This is a genomic window from Mesorhizobium sp. 128a (assembly GCF_053848025.1).
In genome coordinates this window covers 1-24,806 of sequence record NZ_JBSPKY010000033.1, presented here as the reverse complement: position 1 = coordinate 24,806, position 24,806 = coordinate 1, and the positions used below count along the sequence as shown (strand labels likewise).

Sequence of the window (24,806 nt, the reverse complement as noted above, 5' to 3'; positions counted from 1 at the left end):
GTGAGTATAAGGGGATTGTCAAGCCCGCGTTGTTGGCAATTTTGTCCCGGCGACAGCCCTCTCGTCGAGAACCGCATGGCGAAAGCGATAAAGCTTAGCCGGTCGACCGCCCGTATCGGCGGTGGTCTCGCCGGTTTGCTCGACCAACTCCTGCTGCTCGATGAGCCGACGGAAGTTCGGCTTGTGAAGAAGCCTGCCCGCCAGGGCTTCCACGGTTCGCTGCAATTGTAGAAGGCTGAAGACCGGCGGCATCAGTTCGAAAACCACGGGCCGGTACTTGATTTTGGAGCGCAGTCGCGCAATTCCCGTAGCCAGGATCCGGCGATGATCGGCGATCATCAATTCACCTGCAACCGACCGAGCAGCTGAAGATTGCCCGCCGGTCGCCTCTCCCACCATGGCTGCTTCGTAGAGCAGCTCATAACGCTGGAGTGTCAGTTCCTCATTCCATGTCCGATCGTCGAAGCCGAAGGCAACCGCGGACCGCTGCCGGCGCTCTCGGCGTGTCTCATTGTCACCTGCGCTATCCGCCCACTTGAGCAGGCGCGGTCGCAAAACCTTCGCCAGGATCGATGGAGTACCGGAGCGGTGGTCCTCCCAGGGGAAATAGTCGTACCATCTCTCCCAACGGCGCCTGTCCGACTGCGTTGCCTCTTCTTCTCGAGTAAGTGCGAGATAGCTGATCGAGATCACACGCTGCCCGGTGCCGACCCGGTCGCGATCGGCGAAGGTGTAGAGCTGCTCTATATAGCCCAGCGGCTGCCCGGTCTGTTCTTCCACCCACGACCTGAGGCCCGACTGAAGGGAACGATGGCCGAGTTCGAACGGACCGGAGGGCAGCGCATTAGCCTGGCCGATTGTGAGAACGCGAGGCTCATGATCGTTCACCGCGACAACAACGGCGATCAGGTCCGCTTTGATGTCGTTGGCCTTGCCCACCTCTGTGCCTTTCCTGATTCCTTTTGCGTGGTCGTCCATGTTCCCTATTTTTGTTGGAGCCGCTGCGAAAACGAAGCGTTCTATAATCGATTTAATAGAGCCTGTACCAAGCCTGTCGGCGCGTCAACAGCGCAGCCATGCGCCACCGGAGGCCCCCCGATCAGCTTGGTTTTCCGCAAACGACATTCCGGCGCCTCAGCCGCTCTCCCCGCTCGCTCGCTCCTGCGCTGCTGAGGCGCGCTCGCGAGCGGCTTCGCCGCAGGGCTGCCCGAACAAACGACTAATCCAAACGACGAATTCGAAGACTGAGGTATTTTAAGCTTTGGCAGTACAGCCGTTCCGCAACCCGGCAAATCTGCTGCGTGAACGACTGATGAGTACTGCCTTCCACGATGCACTTGTCGCGGCCGCTCGTCTGCTGGCCATCCATGCCTCTCGCTGAACCCGTCTGTGGCGTGGCTTAGCTCAAACGGCTTTCCGCCAGATCCTCAGCTCCCGGCAATCGCGTTGATCGACCCCCGTGACCGCGAGGCCAGTTCGCAATCATCTGCACGACCGGCATCCAAACAAATGCGGCCTATGAAGGGGGCGGGCCGCGGCCCGCTTGGATGCAGATCCTGGCTTAACGGCGTCCGTGTTATACGCCAAAATCCCAGACGTTGGTGCGTCACGGCTGGGTTGAAAAGCTGGTCAGCGAAATTGCCCTGTTACCGGGCAGCCATGACCTGTGAGCAGGCACCGTTGTCTCCAGCGAAATTGCATACGCGCAGCTGCAGCACAGGAAGTGGGATCCCAGGCAATTAACGCCTGTCAGCCGCAGACGCGGCGCAAGTGGCAGACACAGCAGATTTAAATCTGGCCACGAATAGATGTGGGCCAAGCCGCCGCGTGCAGCACCTCGCGGCGTTGCAACCGACAGGGCGCTGGTGCATGGATATAGACGCGGCAAAGTGAGATCTTGGCTGTGCCCTGCTTTCTGCACGAGTGGACCGACTCCCGAGGGCACAGGCGAGCATGGTTGAGAACAGCACATCTGATGCGGCTAGTCTGCTGATGCGGCTAGTCTCTGGGGCGCCAACGGTGCCGGTTGCGAGAACCAGGCCTTATTTGCCGAATGGCTAGTTTGGGAGGGGTGAGATGACCGGCTCGAGATTTGCGAGGCCAATCGTCATTCAGGTTGGCCGTCGTGGCGCCGAGCGAATCGTTTTCGATGTCAACGACGTGGCTACAATCTTGCTGCGGGATTTCAGCCGCAAGACCGAGAAACGGAAGATAGCAATGGACGCCTGTCTGCAAGTGTTGCGAGGTGAGGCCCATCCAGCTGTCGCTCGGCGCGCTTTCGTGGCCGCCGCGCTCGAAGCGCAAATTCTGCGTTGCGACTGAGGGCTATCAGGGCTTACTCACACCGCTGCCTGCTTGCACTGCAAGTCGACTCGAAAAGCCGAGTACCAGCCGATAACCAGCCGATACCGGCGACGCGACAACCGAGGCACTGCAACAGGTCAACGCCGCTGCCGATCATAACTGACAAAGAGCCACTTGCTCATACCACAACACGGCTTTTTTTCCTGTGAACCGTCATCTCCCGGACAGAATAGTCTGCGATGGTCGCACAGTGTCGAGGCTGCGGCCTCTTCAAAAAATAATCGCCAGGTTCGGAGGAAAGAATGAACGCTGAAGGTTTCAGCAGCCCCATTTTCGTGACGCGTGCCCCATACATGGTGCAAGAGATTGCCAGCCTCGCGGACGCAATTGAATTTCTCATTGAATGGCCGGGAGATCGCAGAGACCTGATCCACGAGACCGCCCTCCGGGTCTGCTATGATGCACACGATGCGCGCAAACCCTTAAGCGCTGCGCGCAATGCCTTTCTCGGCTTTTCGGAGCGGGCAGGCATATTGGTAGATCCAGCCTCCGCCATGCAGTGGATCGCCGCCTGCAAATCGGCCGGGGGAAAGGTGCAGGCTTAAGCAGTTCTGCGGCCCTCGCGAGCGCCATGCCGAGGTGCTCGCTCTGCGGTCGCTCCCCTCGCGCGCCAGCCTGCTCAACACTTCACCAAACGCCGCCAACAACGCTGCGGGCGTCGGTATCGCAGTGCGAGCCTTGCACAGGCTCCAGCACGGCAATTTGCAGAGGCATCCGGACCGCCTACCCTATCACGACAACCCGGTGCTTGACCCAGCCGCACGGCATCGATGCTTCGTTCTTGGCAAGTTCGCGCTCGCGACAGTGGAGATCATTTGCCTCCAAACAATCGCCGACTCCGCGATGTAGCTGGATAAAACCCGCCGCGCCCGCCGCTGGTCTATCGCCATTTGCGCGTAACTTACGGTCGCTTCGCTTTGTTACGAACCCTTGTCGCCTCACCCTTATGAAGCGCTTAGGGGCGGGAGAAAAAAGGCGCCGGTTGATGCCGTTTGCGAGCCGGGCCCGTCGGTCGCTCGATTGAAAGCTTTGTTTGAGGCGCAAGCTCTCTGGCATTCAATTCGAGCAAACGCCCGTCCAGTTCCCTATCCGCGGCGGTAAGTCGATGATTAAGACGTAGATAGTCCGTCCAGGTCGGCGTGCGAAAAGTCTCTGTCCAACGGCAAGGTTCCTGCAGGTCGCGCTGCAGGGTCCAGTGCCGAGCACCGACGCGACTTTGAACCCGTCGCCGCTCACGCATCTGCTCCAGAAAAGCCTCGACGTTTTTCTCCGGTATCAAGTAGTCGATCTTAACGACGATCGGGCCACTTCGCGGCTTCAAATCGAGCGCAACCGCAGGCGCGTCGAATCCCTGAGGGTCCTGGTCTGATTCTCTCCATTGGCGGATGGGCAACAGGAACCCGGTTGCAGCGACCAGCAACAGAGCTCCAGCGGAGCTTTCAAGTGCCCAACTCAGGTAATAATTCTGAGCAACCGTGCCCCACAGCCAACTGCCGGCTGCGATGCCGCCCGCCGAAAAGGCATAATAGATCGACAGGGTGCGACCTACGACCCACCGCGGGCTCGCCAATTGCACGCTGACGTCAAGTCCAGTCCAAGTGACAACCCAACCCGCGCCGCCCAGCGTGAGCGCGATAGCAGCCACTGCAAGCGATGGCGTCAGAGCAAGTGAAAGCGCACACGCGGCGCAGGCGATGCAAGCGAGCGTGATCAGCCGCTCCTGAGACAGCGTTCGTCGCAAGACGTTGTTGCAGATACCCGCGGCGAAGGCGCCGGTGCCGAAGCCGGCCATCAGGATGCCATACGCGATTGGCCCTGCGCTCAACTGATCGCGAGCAACCAGAGGGAGCAACGCCAGTATCGCGATGCTGGCCAACCCAAAAAGAGTTCCGCGTGCGATTGCCGCCTTGATCTCTGAGGACATCGCCGTAAAGCGCACCCCGTCATGAATGGCCGTGGACATCGACTCGCGCGGGAGAGGTGAGGAGGGGACCTTCCATGTGCACCGCTGTATGGTCCACAGCAAGGCCAGATAGCTCAGCGTCGCCACGGCGAAGGCGGTCAGAGGTCCAAAAGAGGCGACGACGAAGCCGCCAAGCGCCGGGCCGATACTGCGAACAGCATTATATCCGACCGATATTAGCGTGACGGCAGCTGGAACATCGCTCTTGCGCAGAACATCGCCAACCGAGGCATGCCAAGCGGGGTCGGTGAATGCCACGCCGCATCCCGCCAAAAAGCTTAAGCCAAGGACAATCCAAGGGTCGACAAGTCCCAGCGCCACCAGGCAAGCCAGCAACGCTGATGCCAGCGCTATCACGCACCAGCCAGCGAACATGACTTTACGGCGGCTGAAGTTGTCGGCGATAGCGCCGGCAAAGACAGACAGAAAAAACGCGGGCAGCGTCGTTGACGCTTGCACCAGCGCCACGTTCAGATCGGACTTCGAGATCGTTGCCATGAGCCAACTGATCGCAACAGTCTGCATCAGCCAGCCAAGGCTGGAAACCTGCGTGGCCAGCCAAATCGATCTAAACGTAAGATTCTTGAGCGGCGCAAACGTTGTTGGAGATACTCCATCCGCATCTGCGCACGACGGCTTGCTCATCTTCTCCGAACCTTTGACCGTTTGCTGGTCCTGTTGACGCGCGTTTCCGCCACGCGATTGCCGTCGCCCGGGAGCCGGATGAGGTGCATTTCCTCCTCCACGGCGCAAGATGTTTTCGCCCGAACCGCTCTCGTGGTCGAAACGAATGTTTCTTGTGGAGGAATGATCCGATCAAGTTCTGCAAAAATGGGCGCCCATCTGCCGGGCTTGCAGCACCCGGCGTGGATGGTCTTGATGAAGGCGATTGGCCCGGCTGCGGCCCGGTTGTAGATGATTCGGTCCATCCTGCAGCAAGGATCGGAGCTTCGCTCGCCGCAAGGCGCGCTGCGGTCGCGGCCAGCGAAAACGCTATGTTTGGGCGGCAAAGAGGTAGGTCGCCTTGGCCGCCGCCAATCGCCGCAGACCGCGGGATTGGCGTGCCCGACGCAGCTGACATCTGGCCCAGCAACTAAGGCGGCCGACCGGCCAGACGCTTGTCGGGCAGGGCTGTCGCAGAGGGCTCCGTGATTTGGTCAGGGAATCACGGCATAGACCTTGGGTCCGCCGACGATGTGGGTCGCCGTAAACGTCACCGAGCGGATGATGCTGCTCACTGTCAAAGGAGCCGCCTCAAAGGCATCGGACTGGGCTCGGCCCCTGCCACGATCAGATCGCGATATGCCAGACTCCAAGTCTGCGCCCCTTGCGACTGCTTTGCCGCGTAACAGGGCTATTCGATCTTTTGAACCTATGCGTCGCCTTGCTGCCGGGGTCCGCGATCACATGACAGTTTTGTGAAGAAATGTGTCACTTCAATCAATTCCATTCCATCATTGATCTAGATCAACCGAGCGTCTTGTCACGGCTGACATTGCTGCCGCGCACCCGAATTTCGGATTTCAAGGAGAGCATGATGAGAGACTGGATAAGGCTGGGACGCGGAATCACACTTGGCATTGCCCTTGTCCTGACAGGACTGCAGCAGGCGGTGGCAGCGGATGTACAATTGGGGGGTGTGACGCAGAACACGGTCCACGTCGTCGAACCTAGCCCCTGGCAAGTTCGCTTGCGTGCGCTGGGGGTGATCACCGACGATAAGGGTAACGTCAACGGAATTCCCGGCTCCGGCCTCTCTTATTCGGATACGGTGATTCCGGAATTGGACTTTACATACTACTTCACCGACAATCTCGCCGCTGAACTCGTACTCGGCACTACCTACGCCAATATCTACGGCGAGGGAACGATCGGTGGGCTGGGCAAGATCGGCAAGACTTGGGTGCTGCCGCCGACCCTCACGTTGCAATACCACTTTACCCATTTTGGCGCTTTCAAGCCCTACGTCGGCGCGGGCGTAAACTACACGGTCTTCTATAACCAGGACACTGGAAGCGCCGACGCTCTCGACGTCAAGAACACATTCGGCGGCGCTGTGCAGGTCGGATTCGACTACGCGCTGGATCAGCACTGGGGCGTCAATTTCGACGTCAAGAAGCTCTTTCTCGAGCCGAAATTTGACGCAGTGGTCGGCGGCACGAACGTCACGGGCAAAGCCAAGCTCAATCCTTGGCTGATCGGCACAGGCGTGACCTACCGCTTCTGATCCAAGGCGGCACCGTCCAAATGGTGCCGCCAAGCTCGTGGTCTTGCGAGCCGCCTCGTGCGCGACTACGAGCATCGCATAGACACGTCTCTCAGGCCACGATCCTCGTCCATGCTCGCAAATTTCATAGGTAAAAACGCTCATCCTCAATTTCGAAAAACGGGCTCTCGGCGCGGCCGCCCGATTTCGGAAGACACAGGTTCCCGGATCGCGGCATCAATGTAAGCGCGAAAGGATTTTATTAAGCTTCGTCATCGACGTATCCTCCTCCTTAGAAAGTCAGCTGAATCGGATTCATGGCCAAGCGACCAACGATTGTGGATCTCGCCCGCGAAGCCCGAGTCAGCGTGGCGACCGTCGACCGGGTTTTGAACGCCCGCCATCCGGTCCGGAAGCAAACTGCGCTGCGGGTCTACGAAGCGGCCAATGCAATTGGCTTTCATGCGGCCGGCCGTGTCGAGCGGCGTGCGAACCCGGATCCGCCGCGCTATCAGCTTGGCTTTGTCCTCAGAAAACCGGCACAGCATTTCTACCAAGACTTCGCGCGCGAAATCGAAGCCGCAGTCAATGCGTCAGAGGCCTTCCACGGCACCTCGCTTATCGAATTCGTGCCGTCGCATGTGCCGGGCGATCTGATCGCACCTCTCCAGGAGCTTGGGAGCCACTGCCACGCGATCGCCATGGTGGCGCCGGACCATCCGATGATCACGGCAGCCGTCGAAGAACTCAAAGCGAAAGGCATCCCAGTTTTTTCGCTGCTTTCCGATTTCGCCGCCGGCGTTCGCGAGGGTTACGTCGGCCTAAACAACCGCAAGGTCGGGCGGACAGCAGCATGGATGTTTTCCAAAGCCGCAAAACGGCAGGGCAAGGTGGCGGTCTTTGCGGTCAGTGAGCGTTACCAGGCTCATGAGCTTCGGGAAATCGGCTTTCGTTCCTATTTTCGTGAGCGCGCGCCGATGTTCGAGGTGTTTGACATCCCCATGAGCGTCGACACGCGACGGATCACCTACGAGGCAACACTGGATATGATCCAGAGTGAACCCGAGCTCGTCGGCTTCTATGTCGCCGGCGGCGGCATGGAGGGCGCAATCTCGGCGATCAGAGAAGAAGGCAAAGACAGGGACATTGTCGCCATCGTTAACGAGATCACGCCGGAGTCACGGGCCGCGCTCGCCGATGGCGTCATCACGATGGCGGTCGCCACGCCACTGCGCCGGCTTTGCCAGGAGCTGATGACGCTGATGGCCCGGGCCATCGAAACCGGTTGCGCGACCACGCCGGGGCAGACATTTCTTCCGTTCGACATCTATCTCCCTGAAAACATATAAATAATGTGTCCGGGCATTGCGGTGGTGGTATCGGAACGGAGCCGTGACCATCCAAATCTCGAGGCCGAGTTCGGCTACCTCGCTTTGAGCCCAGATCTCAGGCCTGAACCGGCTATGGGCAAACGGCTCTGATTCCGCCCGGAGTCGATCCTCAACTCGATCTCCGCAGCCAAGCAGGGCATTGCTGAAGCGAGCCGGGTGAGATCCCCGGCGACGCCTCTGTCAGCATCCTTCCCGAGGTGAGGGCGACTCCTGGCCGGTGCACCTGGTTTCAAACATGATGTTACGAGGGCCTTTCAGCGCGCCCATTTTAATGAGCCGCAGCCCCGACAATCGAGCATACAGGGGCGAATCCCCAAACGAAGCGTAATTCCACCGCGTTCCAGCCTGATCACCACTATCCGCCGCCAGAGCGCTCGGTACCAAGATCGCCAGTAGCAGCCGCCGAGCGTCCATGGTCGTCGTAGACGGCGGCTCTGCTTTGGCAGCTATGCGACCTACAGTCCCAGTCGGATACCTATGTTCGCCATGACGGCTATTGGCACTACTGCCCGGTTTGGTCGTTTCAGCAACAGGAAGAGGGGTCTCGTGCAGCCCCGTTGCTGCTGTTTATGACGGTTCCGCGTACGCCACTTCCGTCTGTCTGGCCGCTTCGCGACGATGTCCGGCTCTGATGCCGCCGGTGCGATCTACCCAGCTTTCCACTGGCGCAATTCTCTTGTATCTCAAAAGCCGCTACGCATTTTCGGGCGACATTAGTCCGGCCCGCGAACGATCCGGTTGATTGCGGTAATGGAGGATAGCTTGGACGAGCAGGATCCGAAGGAAGAGCTGATCGAGACTATGTTCCGCAATGGCACCATCACCGTCGTCGGCATCCTGCTCGCATTCTCGTTGGGCTTCGTCACGCACTGGGCGGCGAACCCGGTGCCGTGGCAGCTGCATGATCTTTTCGCCGTCGCACCCATCCTGGGCGGCATCGCGCTGCAGATGCGGGCGCTGTCCATACTGCTTGACGTAGGCTCGCTACGCCGGCAGGTTTTCGACCGCGCTAACCGCATCTTCATGTTCGGCCTCATCCTCACAGCATGCGGGGTCGGACTGGCAATCCTGCTCGATGTGTTCGAAATGTCCGTAAGAAGCACACTGCCAGCACGCTAAGAGGTTAAGCCTCTGAAGCGTCAGATCGGATCCCGAGTCCACCCAAAAGCACGTATGAATGCGATCCGTGGAGCAAAACCGCTAAGCTCTTTCCCAGCTATCAGTTGCATTTGTCCTCGGTCTGATTCTGAGATGTGGCGTGAACTAACAGTCTCCGACCGACTGCTAAACTAGGGGCCCAGGCAGCCCGGCCATGCGCACAACACCGATTCCGGCAGCCGCGCTGGTCGCGCCGGCTGCCGGCACGGACCTCATCAGGGCCCAGACGCCCCACATATCGGCAGCGGCGAGGCGGAGGTTGAAGGGACGACGAATAGCCGGTGAGCTCGGTATCGGTTCAGAATCGAGCGTGCGCGGCTCTCCCGCCGAAGGCATTTCGCGATTTGAGCCAATCGGTGCGCGAGCTTCCGCAACACCAGCAATGCCCGCTCGCCGTCCCGTATCCAGATGGTCTGTGATCTGCCCCGGCTGGGCCTCCCATCCGGTACAAAATGCATCGCAAACGAGCGGGCCATCGGCCGGGTACTGTCGTGAACGACCGAGCAAGCGGGCCAAGCCTTCCGTCACCCTCGACCCAGTTCTCCAGGCCTTCGGGCTTTCATGATGGCGCGCGGCGGTCTCGCTCACTTCATGGATTTCCCGCCGGGATCCAGGTCATCTCTTCTTTTGTTACGAATGAAATATGCTCAACACTACAAATGAAACCCAATTCCCTTAGACAGCTGCACAGATGAATGGCACATGTATAGGAGATTTCATTGATCCAGATCCGTGGGTAAGTAGGACAACAGGGTCATCTGAGAGAGCATGATATCTTCACGACCCGGCAAGGCTATATCCGACCAAAGCGCGTGGAATCGAGTGCCGCGAGCTCTCGAGGGGTCGCTAGGAAAACGTCAAAAGCAAAAGTATGGCTGAAGACAATATCATGTTGTGAGTTGTCCAAAGTTTAACATTCCAAGAGGGAAAATATGAATAAACTATTTACTAAGCTTGACTACGGAAAAGTCTTCTCGATCGCCTGCACTGCTGCGTTCGTGACCCTGATTTTTGCCACTCCAAGCGCCGCTCAGGATTTCAACGGTGTGACAACATTTCTTGACGCGATCGTGGCAGCGATCACCGGCCCGATTGGCGTTGCGATCTCTGCCCTGGCTGTCATCGCCGTCGGCTTTTCATTCATGACTGGCCGGATGGACTGGACGTTCGCGGTATCCGTTATCGTTGGCATCGCGATCGTCTTTGGCGGCGCCAGTTTCGTCCATGGTCTGAGCCCAAAATAATCTCGATCCGGCGCCGTCCCCTGTTCATTTTTCTCGAAAGCTGCGGGCTGCGTCGCGGTTTCAATGGAGTACAGACCATTCAACGCACGACGCTTTTCATAGGCTTGACGCGAGAGGTCGCCTTTGCGGGGTTGCCGATCACATATCTGGTCGTTCTCATCTGTGCCGTCATGCTGGGCTTCCTCATCACCCAATCGTTCATCTACCTGGCGGTGGTGGGCAGTATTGGCTACGGCGCGCTGCGTGCGCTGGCCGCCCATGATCCAAAAATAATCGATGTCTTCATCGCAACCGTGCAAAGCACTCGGATGAGCGCGGCACTGTTGAAAGGCGAAGGGCTGGTCTACCGTGCTTGAGGCACCTCCCCGTCGGGCGATGCGACAAGGCGCTCCCAAAAGCGACCAACTTGCCAGCCAACTGCCATATCTGAGCAGCGTTGACGACGTCACCTTGATGTTGCGGGACGGCGATCTAATGGGCGCTTTTGTCGTCGAAGGCGTCAATGCCGACACAATCGACAGCCGGCAGACAGCCGAGCTGAGTAACGCGTTTTCTCGCTTCATTGCCCAACAGCGCGGTAATGTTGGGTACTACGTTCACCGCATATCCGTTGCCGCTCGGCCCAACTTGCGGCCGCTCAAAGGAGATCCGTTTAACGAGGAGATCGACCGGCGCTGGCGCCATTATCTTGAGAACATCGGGCTGCGCGATCGTGTCACGATGATCACCATGGTGATCCGGCCACCGAAAAAACTGACCAAACTGGTCAATTTGTTTGCCCACAAGGATAGCTATAGTCGTGACGAGGTCGCCGCGCGCGCGGTCCGCCTCGACCAGATGATCACAACCTGCATGGTCAGTCTAAGTGAGGCAAAGCCTCGCCGCCTCACGGTCTTGGATGGCCGATGGCTCGGCATGTTGCGCACGCTGACCGACGGATCAAGTGGGCCTCTGATTCCGGGCAAGAGGTTTGTCCCGGTCGCTGATCTCCTGGCAACCTCGACAGTCACGTTCCGCGGCAGGGTCTTCGAGTGTGACCATCCGAACCCCAGCCTCAAACGCTACGGCACCCTCATATCCGTAAAGGACTATCCGACCGAGACCTTTCCCGGAATCCTCGACAGGCTCAACCTACCCTACGATACCGTCGTCTCACAGAGCTTTACTCCAATCGATAACATTGCCGCCCAAGGGAAGATCGCTCGTGTGCGCAAACAGATGAGGGCGGCAGAGGATGCGGCCGTCTCCCTGATGGCACAGCTCGAAATGGCCGAGGACGACGTTGCATCCGGTCGTGTCGTCTTTGGCGACCATCATTGCAGCATCGCGGTGTTCTGCGAAACGCGCGAGGAGCTTGAGGAGGCCATGGCGTATGTCACGCGCGCCATGCAGGAAGCAGGTGCTGCAATCGTGCGCGAGAGCTTCTCTGCCCGGGCCGTCTATTTCGCCCAGCATCCTGGCAACTTCAGTTACCGCACACGAGCGGCAATGATCTCCTCTCAGAACTTCGCAGAACTTTGCGCCATGCACGGCTTGCCGAAAGGCAACCCACCGGAGCGATGTCCTTGGGGCGACTGCGTGACAATCTTCCCGACAGCGAGCGGCGAAACGTTCCGTTTTAATTTCCACCTACCAGGCAAGCCGGGTCAGCGCACGGTCGCTCACACGCTCGTGCTTGGCCAAACCGGATCCGGCAAGACGCTCGGTGTCGCGTTTCTGCTTAGCCAGGCCCAACGGCTTGGCGCTCGCATGATACTTTTCGACAAGGACAATGGTTTCGAGATGGCGGCCCGCGCCATGGGGGGGGCGTATTCTTCCGTGCGTATGGGCCAGGAAACAGGCTTCAACCCAATGCGGGCGGAGGCAGACAACCGCGGCACAGCGTGGCTGTCGGATTGGCTAATGGCATTGGCCAGCAATGAAGGAGGAGAACTAAAGCCGGTGCAGGTTCAAGCCCTGAACGATGCCGTTCAGGCCAACGCGACAGCTGACCCTCGCCTCCAGAATTTCGAACAGTTCCGTAGCCAGCTGCGTGCGACGGACGACGATGGCGACCTCCATAACCGGCTTGGCCGGTGGGATGAAACTGGCCAGTTCGGCTGGCTGTTCGGCGGCAAGGAGGTCGATGCGCTCGCTTTCGACAGCCGGATCACCGCATTTGACCTCACAGAAATTTTCGATAATGACGTCGTCCGCACAGCGTGGCTGAGCTATGTCTTCCGGCGCGTGGAACGGCTGGTGGAAGACGAAGTTCCAACTCTGCTCGTCCTAGATGAAGCCTGGAAACTGCTCGACGATTCGTATTTCGAACTGCGCCTCAAGGACTGGATGCTAACGATGCGCAAGAAAAACGTTGCGGTCGTTCTCCTGACACAGCGTGTGTCGCACCTCATCAACAGCGCCGCCGGCGACGCCATATTGGAAAGCGCCGTCACGCGTCTGATCTATCCCAGCGCCTACAATACCGAAGCCGAGCTCGCACCCCTCAACCTGACGCCCGCGGAGAGCGCGTTCCTTCAGACAAGTAACGTTGGCAACCACCTCGTGCTGTTGAAATCGGGCGGTGACAGCGTCGTTCTGGATTTCGCGCTCGGGTCGATTGGTAGGGGAATCGACGTTCTGGGAGGCGGACGCGGGCAAGACGCGCCTGCCGAATGGCGCAATGTGCCCAATTTTCAAATGGAGATGCTGAAATGAGGAGGTCCCTGATCTTTCTCACATTGATACTCGTCCCCCTTACCGCCTGCCAATCCGTCCCCGCGACGCGGGAGAACAATTGCGTCTGCACCTGGGAAACCCTTGACCGTCAAGCCGAAGGAACCGTCACATGAAACATTTTTTCCAGGCTGCGACTGGCCTTCTGCTCGGGACCGGTCTGTTGCTTCATGAGGCTTACGCCCAAGAAAGCGCGATCGCGCCTGTGCCCCTGCCGCCTATCGCGGCGCTGCCTGCGGCGCCCGACGGCGCGCAGGCAAGCTACGACCAGAACGCTGTCGAGCTGCTGACATATATGGTTGAGCTGTCCCGCCTGATGGGCGGGGGCACCACGCAATTGCTTACGTCGGCGCACGTAGCTGAAAAGCTGCTAAGCCGGATCCAGGACGCGGCTCAAGCACAGCTTGCTGCCGTATCTGGGCCAAAGCCGTTCCCGCAGAACAATGGCGAGGCAGACGTCGCGGGCCGCAAGGCAGGGCAAGGGCCGTGGGAAATGGCTAACGCTGCCTTGAACGGAGAGACGGTTGGCTCCGATGGCATTCAGGCAGCGCTTGTCAAAATTCGCAAGCTCTACCGCTTGGACGAAGCATTTGCGTTACGCAACGACAAGCTCCTCAGCAACGTCATGGTCGCTCATTCAGCGGCTCAAGGCGCTGTCGCTGCGTCTGCCGCGGAGGACTCCTACAGGCGCGCCAACGACAGCATGGGCAGGATCAATGATTATGTCACAGCGCTCGGCACCAGTAGTGACTTGAAAACCAGCGTCGACATCAACACACGCGTGATGATCGAAGTCGCGCAGCAGCTGAACGAAACGCTTCGCACCCAGGCGGCGATCGCCTCGGTGGCAGGAACCTACCTCATGTCGGTAGGCGCCGAAGCCGCCGAGCCGGACGCGGTCAAAAACCTGTTTGGCGACTTCAACAGGTAACCATCATGGCTATCATTTCAACAATTGCCCACACGATTGACGGCGCCCTCGTTAATTATGCGGAGACAATTTTCGTTGGAGTTGCTGACCCAATCAGAACGCTGCTTGCCGCCTTAGCGCTGATCGCGTTGTTGTTCATCGCGGTGAATCACATAACGCAATTCAAACCCGTGAACTACTCGATATACCTGCTGTGGGGGGTGCGATATATACTGATATACTCATTCGCGACGATGTGGGTGAATTTCCATGGCATTTATACGGTCCTGGTGGATGTGCCCGGCGACTACACGGCGATTATGCTACGCGGGGCGGCAAAGCAAATCCCCACAAAGAATAAGGATGTGCTCGATCCTGAGCGGATAACGGACACGTATTCTGCAATGGACGAGTTCGCCCACGCGATTTTCACCATCAGCGGAAACTACCTTTCGAATATTCCGGTCTTCAAGGTCGGCAAGGCGCTCCGAAACGTCTTTATGGGTGTGCTCATTCTGATCATTGGCGCGTTTTTTACCGCCGCATGCGCTATTAGTGTACTGATTGCAAAAGTAGGCTTTGCAGTTTCGATCAGCTTGGCACCTCTGGCCATTATCATGCTGATGATGCCTCAAACCAGGCAACATTTCGAGAGCTGGACGCGCTTCACGATGGGCTTCGTGATTGTGCCATTGCTCACCAGCGCACTGATGACTGTTGTTCTGTATGTCGCCGCCCAAATCCTAGCCAACGACGAGGGCGGATTCGAGTTCCCGACAATCATGATCGCTGTGACGGTTCTCCTGTTCATGGTCCCGACGATGGCAAGCACCCTAGCTTCTGCGTCTGTCTCCGCCGTTGGCGCCGGGGCAGTGGGGGCCGTAGCTGGCATGGCTAAAAGTGCTCACAACAGGCTTCGGGCCTCAAACCGGTGGTTGGCAGATGGCGCAATGGCGGCAAGCACCGCGCGTGGCGCTGGCGCTTCGGTGGGCGGGGCGGCGATGTCGGCGGCAAGGTCGATGCATCAAAGCGCACACATCCGGAGGCAGCGCTGGGATGATTTTCTTGCTCGCGGCATGATCGGTCATTCCTCGCCGAAACCGAGTGGCAGGGCAGCCGCCGCTGATAATTCTTCCGGCGGCGCTTCCCGCTCGGGCGGCAACGGGACCTTGTCTCCTGAACAGGCCAATCTCTACCGCTGAAACGCACGCACACCAGAATAGGAGGGACGCGTGGCTGAACATGCAACGCAGCATGCATTCGAAGACGAGCTTTTTTTCAACCTTCGCGATCAGCGCAACAATTGGGCAAGAATCGCAGTCTGTGCCACCGCCGCAAGCCTTTTGTCGCTGGTAGCCCTCGTCATCGTACTGCCGCTCAAGGAAACCACGCCGTATGTGGTGATGGTCGATAAAACCACCGGCGAGGCTGAAAAGATCGTCCAGGTCCGGCCTGCCTCGCTCGATCAGCAGGAGGCGGTCCTTCAGGCAGAACTCGTTTCCTATGTTGTCGACCGCGAGACTTACGATCCAGCCGATAACAGCACCCGAATTCCAGACGTCATGGCGCGTTCATCGGACAATGCCAAGCAAACGCTGGCCCAGACCTGGCGCTCGGATTCGCCTCAATATCCACCCAAAATCTACGGCAATGAGGGTCGGGTTCGTGTTGTGATCAAATCTATCTCCTTGACCCCTTCGGACCGCCGCAACGCGACGGATCTCGCCCGAGTGCGCATCGTCAAGCATCGAGAAGAAAAGGGGCACGACACGGTCGAGCGCAGTTATGTTGTCACCGTCGGTTACCAGTTCAAACCACAGGTAAATGCCACTTTGGAGTCAGTGTGGAAAAACCCGCTTGGCTTCAATGTTGTGGCTTACCGGATCGACGCCGAAACCGCTAATTAAAGATTGAAAATTATTGAGACAAAAATGCTAAAGAGCTTATCATTGTCACTGCTTTTCAGCGCAGTGTTGATGGCGCCCGTCATGGCCGAGCAATCGCCTGTAGGATTTGCTGCAGATGCACGGATAAAACGTTATGTATATGACGAGCACAACGTTTACAAGCTTGGCTTATATTTGAAATCGGTCACAGCGATCCAATTTGACGCCGGGGAGAAAGTAGAATCGATCCTCATCGGGGACAGTGCATCTTGGCAAGTGATCAAGCTGAAGATGGGCAATGTGGTGAGCTTGAAACCCATTATCGACCAAGCCCTGACAAATATGACAATCTACACCGACCAGCGCGTTTATACGTTCGAGCTACGATCAGTCGGCGAGATAAAGGCGGGCATGAAGGCGGGTGCCGCGCAAGCGTTCCGGATCGTCTTCACCTATCCAGACCAGTCCAGGGCCTCGGACAAGAGCCTTGCCCGTGGCGGACCGGTAAATCACAACTACATGGTCTCGGGCCATGCCCGGTTCCGTCCTCTCGCGGTGACAGACAATACATTGCAGACAACTTTCGTCCTGCCCAAGGGCGCGCCCCGGCCCGCAATCTTCAGCGTCGGCAATCATGGCGAGGAAAAGCTGGTCAATTCGCGCACTGACGACGACCGCGTCATCGTCGACGGGACCAGCGACTATTGGGTGATGAGAATTGGCGATGACGCTGTCTGTGTCGGCAAGACAGACGCCGTGCAATCGCAAAAAAACAAGTGAGGAAAGGATTGGGACGTGCCGGACAGGTCGAGCGATATTGACACTCGACAAGATCGCCTTGCCGCAGAGACAGTAGCTGATGCCTCTATCGATGTGGACCGCGAAAAACGCGTTGAGGAACGCCGAGCTCGCCACATTGCTCAATCTGAGCGTCGAAGTGTCGGCTGGGTTGTGCCCGCCGGCATGTTGCTGGTCGGAATTGCCGTTGCTTGCGCCATGGCTGTCGGACCAACTCGAGCGCTGAAGGCAGTCGGGTTCGGCGACGAGGATGAGCAGAAAACCTCGCAGGTTGATTTGGAAGTCGACCGCGCGATCGCGAACGAACAGCGGCTTGATTTTCCAGCTCCCGAGGCGCCTGCGGGAACTGAGCCAAGGCCTAGTCCCAACGCCGAAATGAACAAGCAGCTCGAAGAACTGCGCAAGGAAATCGTTGCCGTAGCGAGGGCCAACAAAGGCTCAGACATTTCGCTGTCTGACGTCCAGAAACTGCTGGACCGGTCCAACAAAGACATAACGCAGAGGCTCCAGGACGAGCGCGAGAAGCGGAACCTGGAAGACGCACGTCTTCGTGCCGAAGCGTTGCGTTTGGAACAAGAGCGCGCACGTACCGAGGAGGTCGCCAAGCTCGACGTCGAGAGGCGCCGTCAACTGGACGAGATCGCGACCAGACAACGGGAATCGACAGGCGTTGTCGTAGATGAATCTGGAGCGGGCGTGGCTTCAGCCGACGGTGCGCGACAAGCCTCCGAAGACCTGAGCGCAAACGATCGTTTTCTAGCCTCTGCCGCCGGCTCGGAGGTCAAAACGTCGGTGTCTCGTGCTCTCCCTGCTCCTTCACATACGGTCGTGCAGGGCACCATAATCTCCGCCGTGCTTGAAACGGCAATTGATACAGAACTGCCCGGAAATATCCGCGCCCAAGTGATCGAACCGGTGTTCTCCTTCGACGGTTCTCGCATTCTGCTGCCGGCGGGTACGAGCCTGATCGGCACCTTCAATGATCGGGTGGATGTTGAGCAAAAACGCGTGCTCATCGCCTGGAACCGAGCAGTCACTCCCGATGGCCAATCCATTGCCCTCGGCTCCACAGGGGCGGACCTGCTTGGTCGCGCCGGCACCGAGGGTAACGTGGACAACCGCTATGTTAAAAAAATAGGTGCAGCTGTCCTCATCAGCGCCATCACCGCTCTGCCCTCGATCATGCCCGGCCTGACCAGCAGCAACAAGTCCTCCAGAGAAGGTGGCGCGACCATCAACATTGGGGGTGCCGGATCAGGAAACAGCAATGCTGGTGGCCAGACCGCATCGAAGATCGCTGGAGCACTCAGCGATCAAGGTGAGGCTACCTTGAACAAATATCTCTCCCTGCCTCCCATCGTTCGTGTCCCTCAGGGCGAGGAAATCCGAGTCTTTGTCAATCAGGATCTCATTATCCGATGAATGACCACCAGACCAGCCGCGACATAACATATGTGGAGCAGTACTTGGGCCCGCTCCGAGACTACCTGGTCGATGACAATATCAACGAATTGGCGATCAATCCGAACGGGTCCATTTTCGTCGAGGCGGCCGGAGCGCTGCACATGCAGGAGGTCGACGTGGCCTTGCCGCCTGGTGCCATCAAGCGGCTTGGAGCACAGCTGGCAGGAGAAACCCGCAACATCCTTGGGGCCCATCATCCGATCGTCTCCGGTCGAGTCGTGGTTTGGGGGAATTCGTTGCGGGTGCAGGTCGTTGTCGAACCTGCGGTCGAAATGGGCGTGTCGCTGACCATCCGCAAATATCTGAAGCGGACTTTGGACGGTGCCAAGATAGACTTCATCGACGGCGGCCAGATCACAGTGGATGCCAACCGCCGCGAGCGTCACCGGGCAATTAAGGAAATGGCCAGCGTCGGCAATTTGCATGGTCTGTTTCGACAGGCCATCGACGAGAGATTCAACATTCTCATTTCGGGCGGCACCTCCTCCGGCAAGACCACGGTCGCGCGTGCCTTGCTGGCCATGTCAGACCCTGCCGAGCGGATCATTACCATCGAGGATGCACAGGAGCTTAACCCGCCACACAAGAACCAAGTGGGGCTAATCGCAGACCGTAACGAAAGTTCCGCCCGCCGCCCATCGAGACTGTTGGAAAGCTGCTTGCGAATGCGCCCTGACCGCATCATCCTTGGCGAAATCCGCGGCATCGAGGCTTATGATTTTCTTGAGGCGATCAACACCGGCCACCCAGGTTCGATATCGACTATCCACGCAGACAGTCCCGAACTTGCTTTCGATAGGCTCGCACTCATGGTGATGCGCTCTGGCGTGCAGATGTCCCATTCCGACGTTGCCAACTATGCGAAAAAGACGATTGACCTGGTCATTCAGGTCGGCCGCCGGCAGGGCAGGCGCGGCGTACTGGAAATCCACCTGCCCTCGCAGAACTAGGCGCGAGCGCCCCATGGCATGGCCTGATTAGGATCTGCGTGCCGCCAACGTGAGCTGCCGTCCAGGTGTCGATCAGATGCTTGGAGCTCTGCAATTTTCGTCGTGGTTCGATGATGGTCGCGCACGCGGCAGGTGCAAAGCAGCCTGAACGGCAACGCTTGCCTGACGATCGGATGCTGTGTAGCTCGTTGCCGCCGCGGGTGACATCGACGCCATGACGTGCCCCGACGCTCTGACTGGGACGGCAGACAATGAACTGGGCGTAATCTCTACACGCGAGGCGCGCCCGACCCGCATTCCAGCCAGGCTGGCTGACCCGCGACGAAGTGAATCAGCCTCGATTCCGGTGTCGCGAGCCGTCGGCAAATATGGTCTGATCTGCTCATGGCTATGCCGGCTGACCACCCTCCCGACGATCCGGATTGCACTGAACGCGATGGTCCTGGCGCGCGACATCGAGAATGCCCGCCTGATCCAGATCATCAAGAATTGCAGCGCCAGCGCTTCGGCCGCCGTACTGAGACGCTGCCGGAAAGACCAACTGCTGCTGGGCCTGAGGAAGCTGAGCAGATCGAGGGGTCCGAAGTGGAGGAGCACGAACAGGCTGCTCGTAGGACGCGTCAGGCGCATATCACCAAACGCCGGACGAACCGCGCGTCGCCACCCCCTCTGCCGCGCACGAGATGGTCGTCGACATCGAAGCCCCGTGCTGTCGCAAGGCCTGCATTGGATCGGCGAAGACGTGAGCGAGCGGCTCGACATCGTGCCGGCGCAGCTGCGTGCGATCATCGTGCGCCGGCCCAAATATGCTTGCCGCGCCCATGCGAGGATGTGATTGTCCAGGCTCCGGTGCCCGCCCGCCTGATCGAAGGCGGCCTTGGGATCGAGGCCGCGGCCGCGGCCGCCCAAGTCCTGGTCTCCAATTCGCTGACCACCTGCCACTCTATCGTCAGGCGCAGATCTATGGCCGGCAAGACATCAATCTCGATCGCTCCCGACTGGGTCGGCCGTGCCGCCTGGCATTTACGTCCGGTGCACGAGCGGCTGCTTGGACAACCGCGTCGAGCCACTCGGCTCCATCACCGAAATCCTCACCCGTGGCCACCCAAACAGCCAGATCGACGATCTTCTGCCTCGGGCTTAAATCCACGCGTCTGAACTCAGGGCCATGCCCTGAGAACACTGCGTACGCGATATATGCGTTTGCGCCGAAAGCTAATGAAGGACTTGAAACGTGACACTCAGAATTGGCGTAGATATTGGCGGCTCATTCGCTGATTTCGCAGTATTGGACAGCCAAACGCGCAGCGTTCGCACACTCAAGGTTTTCTCTCGGCCCGATAGTCCGGGCACCGAGGTCCTCGACGGCATGCGAATGCTAGAGCAGCGTTATGGGATCCGCCCCGAGGACGTGGGTTATTTTACGCACGGGACCACAGTTGGTGTGAACGCCGTCGTGCAGCGCAAGGGATTGCGCCTGGGGTTGATCACGACCGAGAACTTTGAGGACGTGCTGGACCTGGCACGGCTGAAAAGCCCCGATATGTACCACCTCTTGGCGACCAGGCCGCAGCCACTAGTGCCTCGCGATCGCGTATTTGGGGTTATCGAACGGCTGAATTTCGACGGAACGATTGAGATCCCAGTCGATGAAGCAAGCGTGCTCAAAGCACTCAAATCAATTGAGGCCGCACAATGCGAGGGAGTTGTCGTGTCGCTGCTGCATGCCTACCGCAACCCTGTGCATGAGCAAGCTGTCAAGGCGATCCTGCTGCACGCGCGGCCCGATCTGTTTGTCTCCTGCTCGCACGAAGTCTGGCCCATCATCCGCGAGTACGAGCGAACGTTGACGAGTGTGATTGGGGGTTACGTTCAGCCACGCGTCTCTCACTACCTTACGCGTCTGCAGGACGCTTTGACCAAGACAGGCGTCTCGGCGGAGCTGAAGGTTACGAAATCCAACGGCGGCGTCATGAGCGCCGAGCACGGCAAATCGAACTGCGTGCAGATGATCCTGTCGGGAACCGCCTCCGGAGTGATCGGCGCCGCCTATGTTGCACAGCAATGCGGTATCGAGAACTGTATGAGCCTGGACATTGGCGGTACAACAGCCGATGTCGCTCTGATCGTCGATGGCCAGCCCCAGTTCGCCGCAGGTGAGTACATTGGCGACTTCCAGATCCACATCCCGTCTGTGTCAGTCACATCCATCGGCGACGGCGGTGGTTCGGTGGCTTGGGTTGACGAATTCGGTGTCCTGAAGGTTGGACCGGACAGCGCCGGCTCAAACCCGGGACCGGTCTGTTATGGGCGCGGTGGCACACGCGCGACAATCACGGACGCATTCGCGGCGCTCGGGATTCTTGGCCAGTCCGAGCTCGGCTACAATACGGTGACGGTGAACCGTGAAGCGGCAACTCAGGCGATCGAGAGACTCGGTGCTAGCATCGGGCAAGAAGCGTGCCAGACAGCCGAGGCGATTATCAAGGTTGCAGTCTCCGGTATGTACGCCGGGGTAAGCCGGCTTGTGTCGCGCTTTGGTATTGATCCACAAGCGTTCTCGCTGTTGCCCTTTGGTGGAGCTGGGCCGATGCTCGCCTGCCATTTGGCGCGCGCGCTCAACATGAAAGAAATAGTGGTACCCATAATACCCGGTGTCTTGAGCGCTCTTGGCGGACTTATCGCCGACACAAAAAACGATTTTATCAAGACCACTTACTGCACTCTCGATGCCGATGCATTGAGTCGGCTCGACAATGATCGGCTGGCAATGGAGCGGCAGGCTCGTGAATGGCTTTGCGAAGAGATCGGTACCGACGAGACCGCGCGGATTAGCTTGTCGGCCGACATGCGCTACCGTGGTCAATCGTTTGAAATCGACACTCCCCTGTCCGGCTTGTCGTTTGTTGAACAGGGTACTGAATCGGTTCGGAATGCCTTTCACGAAGCCCACCAAAAGCTGTACGGCCATCGAGACGACAAGGGCGTAGTTCAGGTTATCGCACTGCGTCTGGTAATCAGCGCCCAAACACCAAAACCGGATATGCCCAAGATAGTAGAAGACACATCCCAGCCTCGGCCTGCCCAGACGATGTCCTGTTATATGGACGGCGAAAACCGGACGGTCCCGGTCTTTGAGAGAACGTCGCTGCGGGGGAAGCAGTGTTTCAATGGGCCTGCCATAGTCGTTCAGGACGACACGACGACCTGCGTGTTGCCCGACTTCACGGTTGCGGTCGATACCTTCGGAAATCTTATCATAAAAGCAGGGGCCCCGAAATGAACCGAATCGCTCAAGTACGGGATCCATCGGCGAAAGAAGTAAACTGTCCGTCCAATGACCGAGCGGAGGAGGAAATCCAGCAGTTCGACAGGGCGGAACTGCAAATCTTTGCGAACTACTGCGTGGCCGCCGCCGAGAGCATGGCTTTCACGCTTATGCGCACGGCGCACTCGACATTCGTTAAGGAGACCGAGGATTTCTCCTGCTCCATAATGACACCTTCGGGCCTGACATTTGCATCGCCTCGAACGCTCGGTGCCACCTGGTATGCGGGACTTGACTATGGTCCATTGCTTGCACTCGTCCAGGAATACAGAGCTGGCGACATCTGGCTCACCAACGACGCTTATAGTGGCTACGTCGCCACGCATACACCGGACATCGTAGTCTGGCGACCTGTATTCTACGGCGACAAACTGGTGTGCTTTGTTGGTGGGCATATTCATAATACCGACATGGGAGGAGCGGTGCCGGCCTCCCTATCGAGAACTTTGACGGAAATCCACCAGGAAGGGATTCGGTTTCCACCCACTCGAATTGTTCGCGGTGGCGTGATCGACGAGGAGGTATTGGCGCTGATGGCGGCAAACGTTCGAGCGCCCGAGCAGAACCGCGGGGACCTCAGCGCGCAATTGGCGAGCCTTGTTACCGGCGAGCGCAAGATCATTGAAATTGTCGATCGGCTTGGTGCGGACCGTTTCGAGGCAGGAACAAAAGCCCTGCTGGCATATTCCGAACAGCAAGCGCGCGCCGTCGCCAGAACGATCCCTGATGGGGAGTATTTCTTCGACGACTACGCGGATGAAGATTCTGCTGTCAACGGCAAACCCATGCGTGTTGCCCTCACGCTTCGCATCAAAGATGGGCTTCTTGAATTCGACTTCACGGGGAGCGACCCGCAGCTTTCTTCGTCATTGAACGTTCCAACCGGAGGCCATGAGCGCCACGCACTTGCTCTGGTCGGTTTGAATTACGTGCTCTATTCCCTCAATCCTGACCTGCTTCTAAACGCCGGTATGCTGCGTATCGCGCGCTGTATCCTGCCAGAAGGTACAGTTTTGAACCCTCACCCCCCCGCAGCCGTTGGGATGCGTAGCTTGACGTGCATGGTGCTCCAGGTCGTCGTGTTCGGTGCGTTCGCTCGTGCTGCTCCGGACCGGCTGCCTGCCTGCCCATCATCTGGCATGTCGCTCTTGAACGTGCGCAGCATGGGCCGTGACGGCCGCACGGTAATGGCGTCCATCGGACCGATTGGAGGCGGTGCAGGCGGGTCGATGCATGCAGATGGTTCCGATGGATCAGGGGCCAATTTCGCCTTCCTGCGGAATACACCCGTCGAGATCAACGAAGCCGAAGTCCCCATCAAGATCCGGCGCTATGGGTTGGTCCGCAATAGCGGTGGTGCTGGGCGCTATCGCGGCGGGTTGGCCACAGTGATGGAATTCCAGGTATTCTCTCCTAATACGATGATTACGGCGCGAAACCGCGATCGCTCGTACTTCAGCGCTTGGGGATTGAACGGCGGCCTAGCGGGACGCACTTCCACTTTCACGCGTAATCCTGGCACCCCGCAGGAGGAAGATTTGGGGAACACCGACCTGGTTTCCTGCATGCCGGGCGATGTGATCCGATGTGCGGGTGGAGGGGGTGGAGGGTACGGCGATCCTAGGACACGGGATCCGGATCGCGTGTTGGCCGACATGCGGTGTGGCTATTTAACGTCAGAAGATGCACGTGAACTTTATGGCGTCGCCGTATCTGAAGGTAGATTAGACAAAGACCAAACACAGAAGCTGCGTACACTGAAGGACGTTTCCATCAGCCCGGAGCTATTCGACTTTGGGGTTTATCGTCGTGCGCACGAACAACGATGGACAAGAGAACGTTACGCGGTGTTAACCGAGCGATTGATCCGGGTTCCAGTGGAATGGCGCTTCTTCCTAAAGGGTCGCGTGTTCGAGATGCTTGATCAAAGAATCGCAGACGGAACGGCGACAGATGGCGCCAAGATCATCGATATATTGTTCGACGAGTTGATAAGACTCTATCCGCAGCTTCAGGACTATTGCACATGCCTGGCGCGCAACAGCACCGAGGCTAGGTGCGAGCGGGGTCATGCCCACCGCGCTAGGAGCGGGATGAAGTCATTTCCGGTCGTATCCTGCATTGGCGAAGTAGTTTGAGCACTCGAGGGGTGTCGTACGGTTGAGGATTTCGCCGATCGCCTGACAGACGGTTTCGGCCGTCCGTTTGGCCGCCTTTCGAAGCCAGTGTTGAGCTTGGCGAAGAACTGTTCGATGGGGTTGAGGTCGGGTGAGTATTTGGGCCGGAGAATCAGCTTGGCCCCGACCTTGCGGATGGTTCGACGCACGGCCTTGCCCTTGTGCGAGCCGAGATTGATGGGGTTGTTGTCTAATCGCAGTTGGGGCGTCAAGCGTGGAGTTTGTTGAAGCGACACTGCCGGGTGCATGGTT

Annotated in this window: 18 protein-coding genes and 2 pseudogenes; 17 read left to right on the top strand and 3 right to left on the bottom strand. The window is 58.5% G+C overall.

What is annotated here, in order from left to right; translation table 11 throughout:
- Positions 1 to 18 precede the first annotated feature (18 nt).
- A complete protein-coding gene (locus tag ACWTU9_RS31125; RefSeq protein ID WP_455861657.1) occupies positions 19 to 978 on the bottom strand; it encodes an NUDIX hydrolase in 960 nt (319 codons plus the stop codon).
- A 1,098-nt stretch (positions 979 to 2,076) separates the two neighbouring features.
- On the opposite strand from ACWTU9_RS31125, the gene ACWTU9_RS31120 reads away from it, so the two are divergent.
- Both ACWTU9_RS31120 and ACWTU9_RS31115 read left to right on the top strand, forming a co-directional pair.
- Positions 2,077 to 2,322 carry a DUF982 domain-containing protein gene (locus ACWTU9_RS31120; protein WP_455861656.1) on the top strand — a complete coding sequence of 82 codons (246 nt, stop codon included), beginning with the start codon at positions 2,077 to 2,079 and terminating at the stop codon, positions 2,320 to 2,322.
- 284 nt (positions 2,323 to 2,606) lie between these two features.
- Entirely contained in the window at positions 2,607 to 2,909 is a 303-nt protein-coding gene (locus tag ACWTU9_RS31115; protein WP_455861655.1) for a DUF982 domain-containing protein, read from the top strand.
- Positions 2,910 to 3,319: 410 nt separating this feature from the next.
- On the opposite strand, the gene ACWTU9_RS31110 is transcribed toward ACWTU9_RS31115, so the two are convergent.
- Positions 3,320 to 4,972, bottom strand: coding sequence for an MFS transporter (locus ACWTU9_RS31110; protein WP_455861654.1), 1,653 nt, complete (start codon positions 4,970 to 4,972; stop codon positions 3,320 to 3,322).
- 889 nt (positions 4,973 to 5,861) lie between these two features.
- On the opposite strand from ACWTU9_RS31110, the gene ACWTU9_RS31105 reads away from it, so the two are divergent.
- The 15 genes and pseudogenes from ACWTU9_RS31105 to ACWTU9_RS31035 all read left to right on the top strand — a co-directional run bounded on the left by ACWTU9_RS31105 (position 5,862) and on the right by ACWTU9_RS31035 (position 24,515).
- Positions 5,862 to 6,554, top strand: a complete 693-nt coding sequence (locus ACWTU9_RS31105) for an OmpW/AlkL family protein (RefSeq protein ID WP_455861674.1) — start codon at positions 5,862 to 5,864, stop codon at positions 6,552 to 6,554.
- A 296-nt stretch (positions 6,555 to 6,850) separates the two neighbouring features.
- On the top strand, positions 6,851 to 7,882 hold the full coding sequence (locus ACWTU9_RS31100) for a LacI family DNA-binding transcriptional regulator (RefSeq protein ID WP_455861653.1): 1,032 nt from the start codon (positions 6,851 to 6,853) through the stop codon (positions 7,880 to 7,882).
- An 804-nt stretch (positions 7,883 to 8,686) separates the two neighbouring features.
- On the top strand, positions 8,687 to 9,043 hold the full coding sequence (locus ACWTU9_RS31095) for a hypothetical protein (protein ID WP_455861652.1): 357 nt from the start codon (positions 8,687 to 8,689) through the stop codon (positions 9,041 to 9,043).
- 971 nt (positions 9,044 to 10,014) lie between these two features.
- Positions 10,015 to 10,326 carry a TrbC/VirB2 family protein gene (locus tag ACWTU9_RS31090; protein ID WP_455861651.1) on the top strand — a complete coding sequence of 104 codons (312 nt, stop codon included), beginning with the start codon at positions 10,015 to 10,017 and terminating at the stop codon, positions 10,324 to 10,326.
- The gene (locus ACWTU9_RS31085; protein ID WP_455861673.1) at positions 10,221 to 10,682 is read left to right on the top strand and encodes a VirB3 family type IV secretion system protein; all 462 of its coding nucleotides are present in this window, start codon (positions 10,221 to 10,223) and stop codon (positions 10,680 to 10,682) included. Before ACWTU9_RS31090 ends, ACWTU9_RS31085 begins: the two co-directional genes overlap by 106 nt.
- Before the next feature lie 118 nt (positions 10,683 to 10,800).
- Complete coding sequence (locus ACWTU9_RS31080; protein WP_455861650.1) at positions 10,801 to 13,023, top strand: VirB4 family type IV secretion/conjugal transfer ATPase; 2,223 nt, start codon at positions 10,801 to 10,803, stop codon at positions 13,021 to 13,023.
- A 130-nt stretch (positions 13,024 to 13,153) separates the two neighbouring features.
- Complete coding sequence (locus tag ACWTU9_RS31075) at positions 13,154 to 13,972, top strand: type IV secretion system protein (RefSeq protein WP_455861649.1); 819 nt, start codon at positions 13,154 to 13,156, stop codon at positions 13,970 to 13,972.
- A 5-nt stretch (positions 13,973 to 13,977) separates the two neighbouring features.
- The gene (locus ACWTU9_RS31070) at positions 13,978 to 15,153 is read left to right on the top strand and encodes a type IV secretion system protein (RefSeq protein WP_455861648.1); all 1,176 of its coding nucleotides are present in this window, start codon (positions 13,978 to 13,980) and stop codon (positions 15,151 to 15,153) included.
- A gap of 30 nt (positions 15,154 to 15,183) precedes the next feature.
- On the top strand, positions 15,184 to 15,858 hold the full coding sequence (locus ACWTU9_RS31065; protein ID WP_455861647.1) for a virB8 family protein: 675 nt from the start codon (positions 15,184 to 15,186) through the stop codon (positions 15,856 to 15,858).
- Between the two features lie 42 nt (positions 15,859 to 15,900).
- Entirely contained in the window at positions 15,901 to 16,617 is a 717-nt protein-coding gene (locus ACWTU9_RS31060; protein ID WP_455861646.1) for a TrbG/VirB9 family P-type conjugative transfer protein, read from the top strand.
- Between the two features lie 15 nt (positions 16,618 to 16,632).
- The gene (locus tag ACWTU9_RS31055; RefSeq protein ID WP_455861645.1) at positions 16,633 to 18,057 is read left to right on the top strand and encodes a TrbI/VirB10 family protein; all 1,425 of its coding nucleotides are present in this window, start codon (positions 16,633 to 16,635) and stop codon (positions 18,055 to 18,057) included.
- The gene (gene virB11, locus ACWTU9_RS31050; protein ID WP_455861644.1) at positions 18,054 to 19,049 is read left to right on the top strand and encodes a P-type DNA transfer ATPase VirB11; all 996 of its coding nucleotides are present in this window, start codon (positions 18,054 to 18,056) and stop codon (positions 19,047 to 19,049) included. The genes ACWTU9_RS31055 and virB11 overlap by 4 nt, the downstream gene beginning before the upstream one ends.
- Before the next feature lie 384 nt (positions 19,050 to 19,433).
- Positions 19,434 to 20,126 (top strand): annotated as a pseudogene (locus ACWTU9_RS31045) (transposase); the annotation flags it as partial.
- A 157-nt stretch (positions 20,127 to 20,283) separates the two neighbouring features.
- Positions 20,284 to 22,332 carry a hydantoinase/oxoprolinase family protein gene (locus ACWTU9_RS31040; RefSeq protein WP_455861643.1) on the top strand — a complete coding sequence of 683 codons (2,049 nt, stop codon included), beginning with the start codon at positions 20,284 to 20,286 and terminating at the stop codon, positions 22,330 to 22,332.
- Positions 22,329 to 24,515 (top strand): hydantoinase B/oxoprolinase family protein, encoded by a 2,187-nt coding sequence (locus ACWTU9_RS31035; RefSeq protein ID WP_455861642.1) that lies wholly within the window; start codon positions 22,329 to 22,331, stop codon positions 24,513 to 24,515. The genes ACWTU9_RS31040 and ACWTU9_RS31035 overlap by 4 nt, the downstream gene beginning before the upstream one ends.
- Here ACWTU9_RS31035 and ACWTU9_RS31030 read toward each other — a convergent pair.
- Positions 24,477 to 24,806 (bottom strand): annotated as a pseudogene (locus ACWTU9_RS31030) (transposase); the annotation flags it as partial. The gene ACWTU9_RS31035 and the pseudogene ACWTU9_RS31030 overlap by 39 nt on opposite strands.

What these genes read in the sequence shown, in the direction of transcription:
- ACWTU9_RS31125 (WP_455861657.1), bottom strand. Translation starts at nt 978, where the DNA reads ATGGACGACCACGCAAAAGGAATCAGGAAAGGCACAGAGGTGGGCAAG.
- ACWTU9_RS31120 (WP_455861656.1), top strand. Translation starts at nt 2,077, where the DNA reads ATGACCGGCTCGAGATTTGCGAGGCCAATCGTCATTCAGGTTGGCCGT.
- ACWTU9_RS31115 (WP_455861655.1), top strand. Translation starts at nt 2,607, where the DNA reads ATGAACGCTGAAGGTTTCAGCAGCCCCATTTTCGTGACGCGTGCCCCA.
- ACWTU9_RS31110 (WP_455861654.1), bottom strand. Translation starts at nt 4,972, where the DNA reads ATGAGCAAGCCGTCGTGCGCAGATGCGGATGGAGTATCTCCAACAACG.
- ACWTU9_RS31105 (WP_455861674.1), top strand. Translation starts at nt 5,862, where the DNA reads ATGATGAGAGACTGGATAAGGCTGGGACGCGGAATCACACTTGGCATT.
- ACWTU9_RS31100 (WP_455861653.1), top strand. Translation starts at nt 6,851, where the DNA reads ATGGCCAAGCGACCAACGATTGTGGATCTCGCCCGCGAAGCCCGAGTC.
- ACWTU9_RS31090 (WP_455861651.1), top strand. Translation starts at nt 10,015, where the DNA reads ATGAATAAACTATTTACTAAGCTTGACTACGGAAAAGTCTTCTCGATC.
- ACWTU9_RS31080 (WP_455861650.1), top strand. Translation starts at nt 10,801, where the DNA reads ATGGGCGCTTTTGTCGTCGAAGGCGTCAATGCCGACACAATCGACAGC.
- ACWTU9_RS31075 (WP_455861649.1), top strand. Translation starts at nt 13,154, where the DNA reads ATGAAACATTTTTTCCAGGCTGCGACTGGCCTTCTGCTCGGGACCGGT.
- ACWTU9_RS31070 (WP_455861648.1), top strand. Translation starts at nt 13,978, where the DNA reads ATGGCTATCATTTCAACAATTGCCCACACGATTGACGGCGCCCTCGTT.
- virB11 (WP_455861644.1), top strand. Translation starts at nt 18,054, where the DNA reads ATGAATGACCACCAGACCAGCCGCGACATAACATATGTGGAGCAGTAC.
- ACWTU9_RS31035 (WP_455861642.1), top strand. Translation starts at nt 22,329, where the DNA reads ATGAACCGAATCGCTCAAGTACGGGATCCATCGGCGAAAGAAGTAAAC.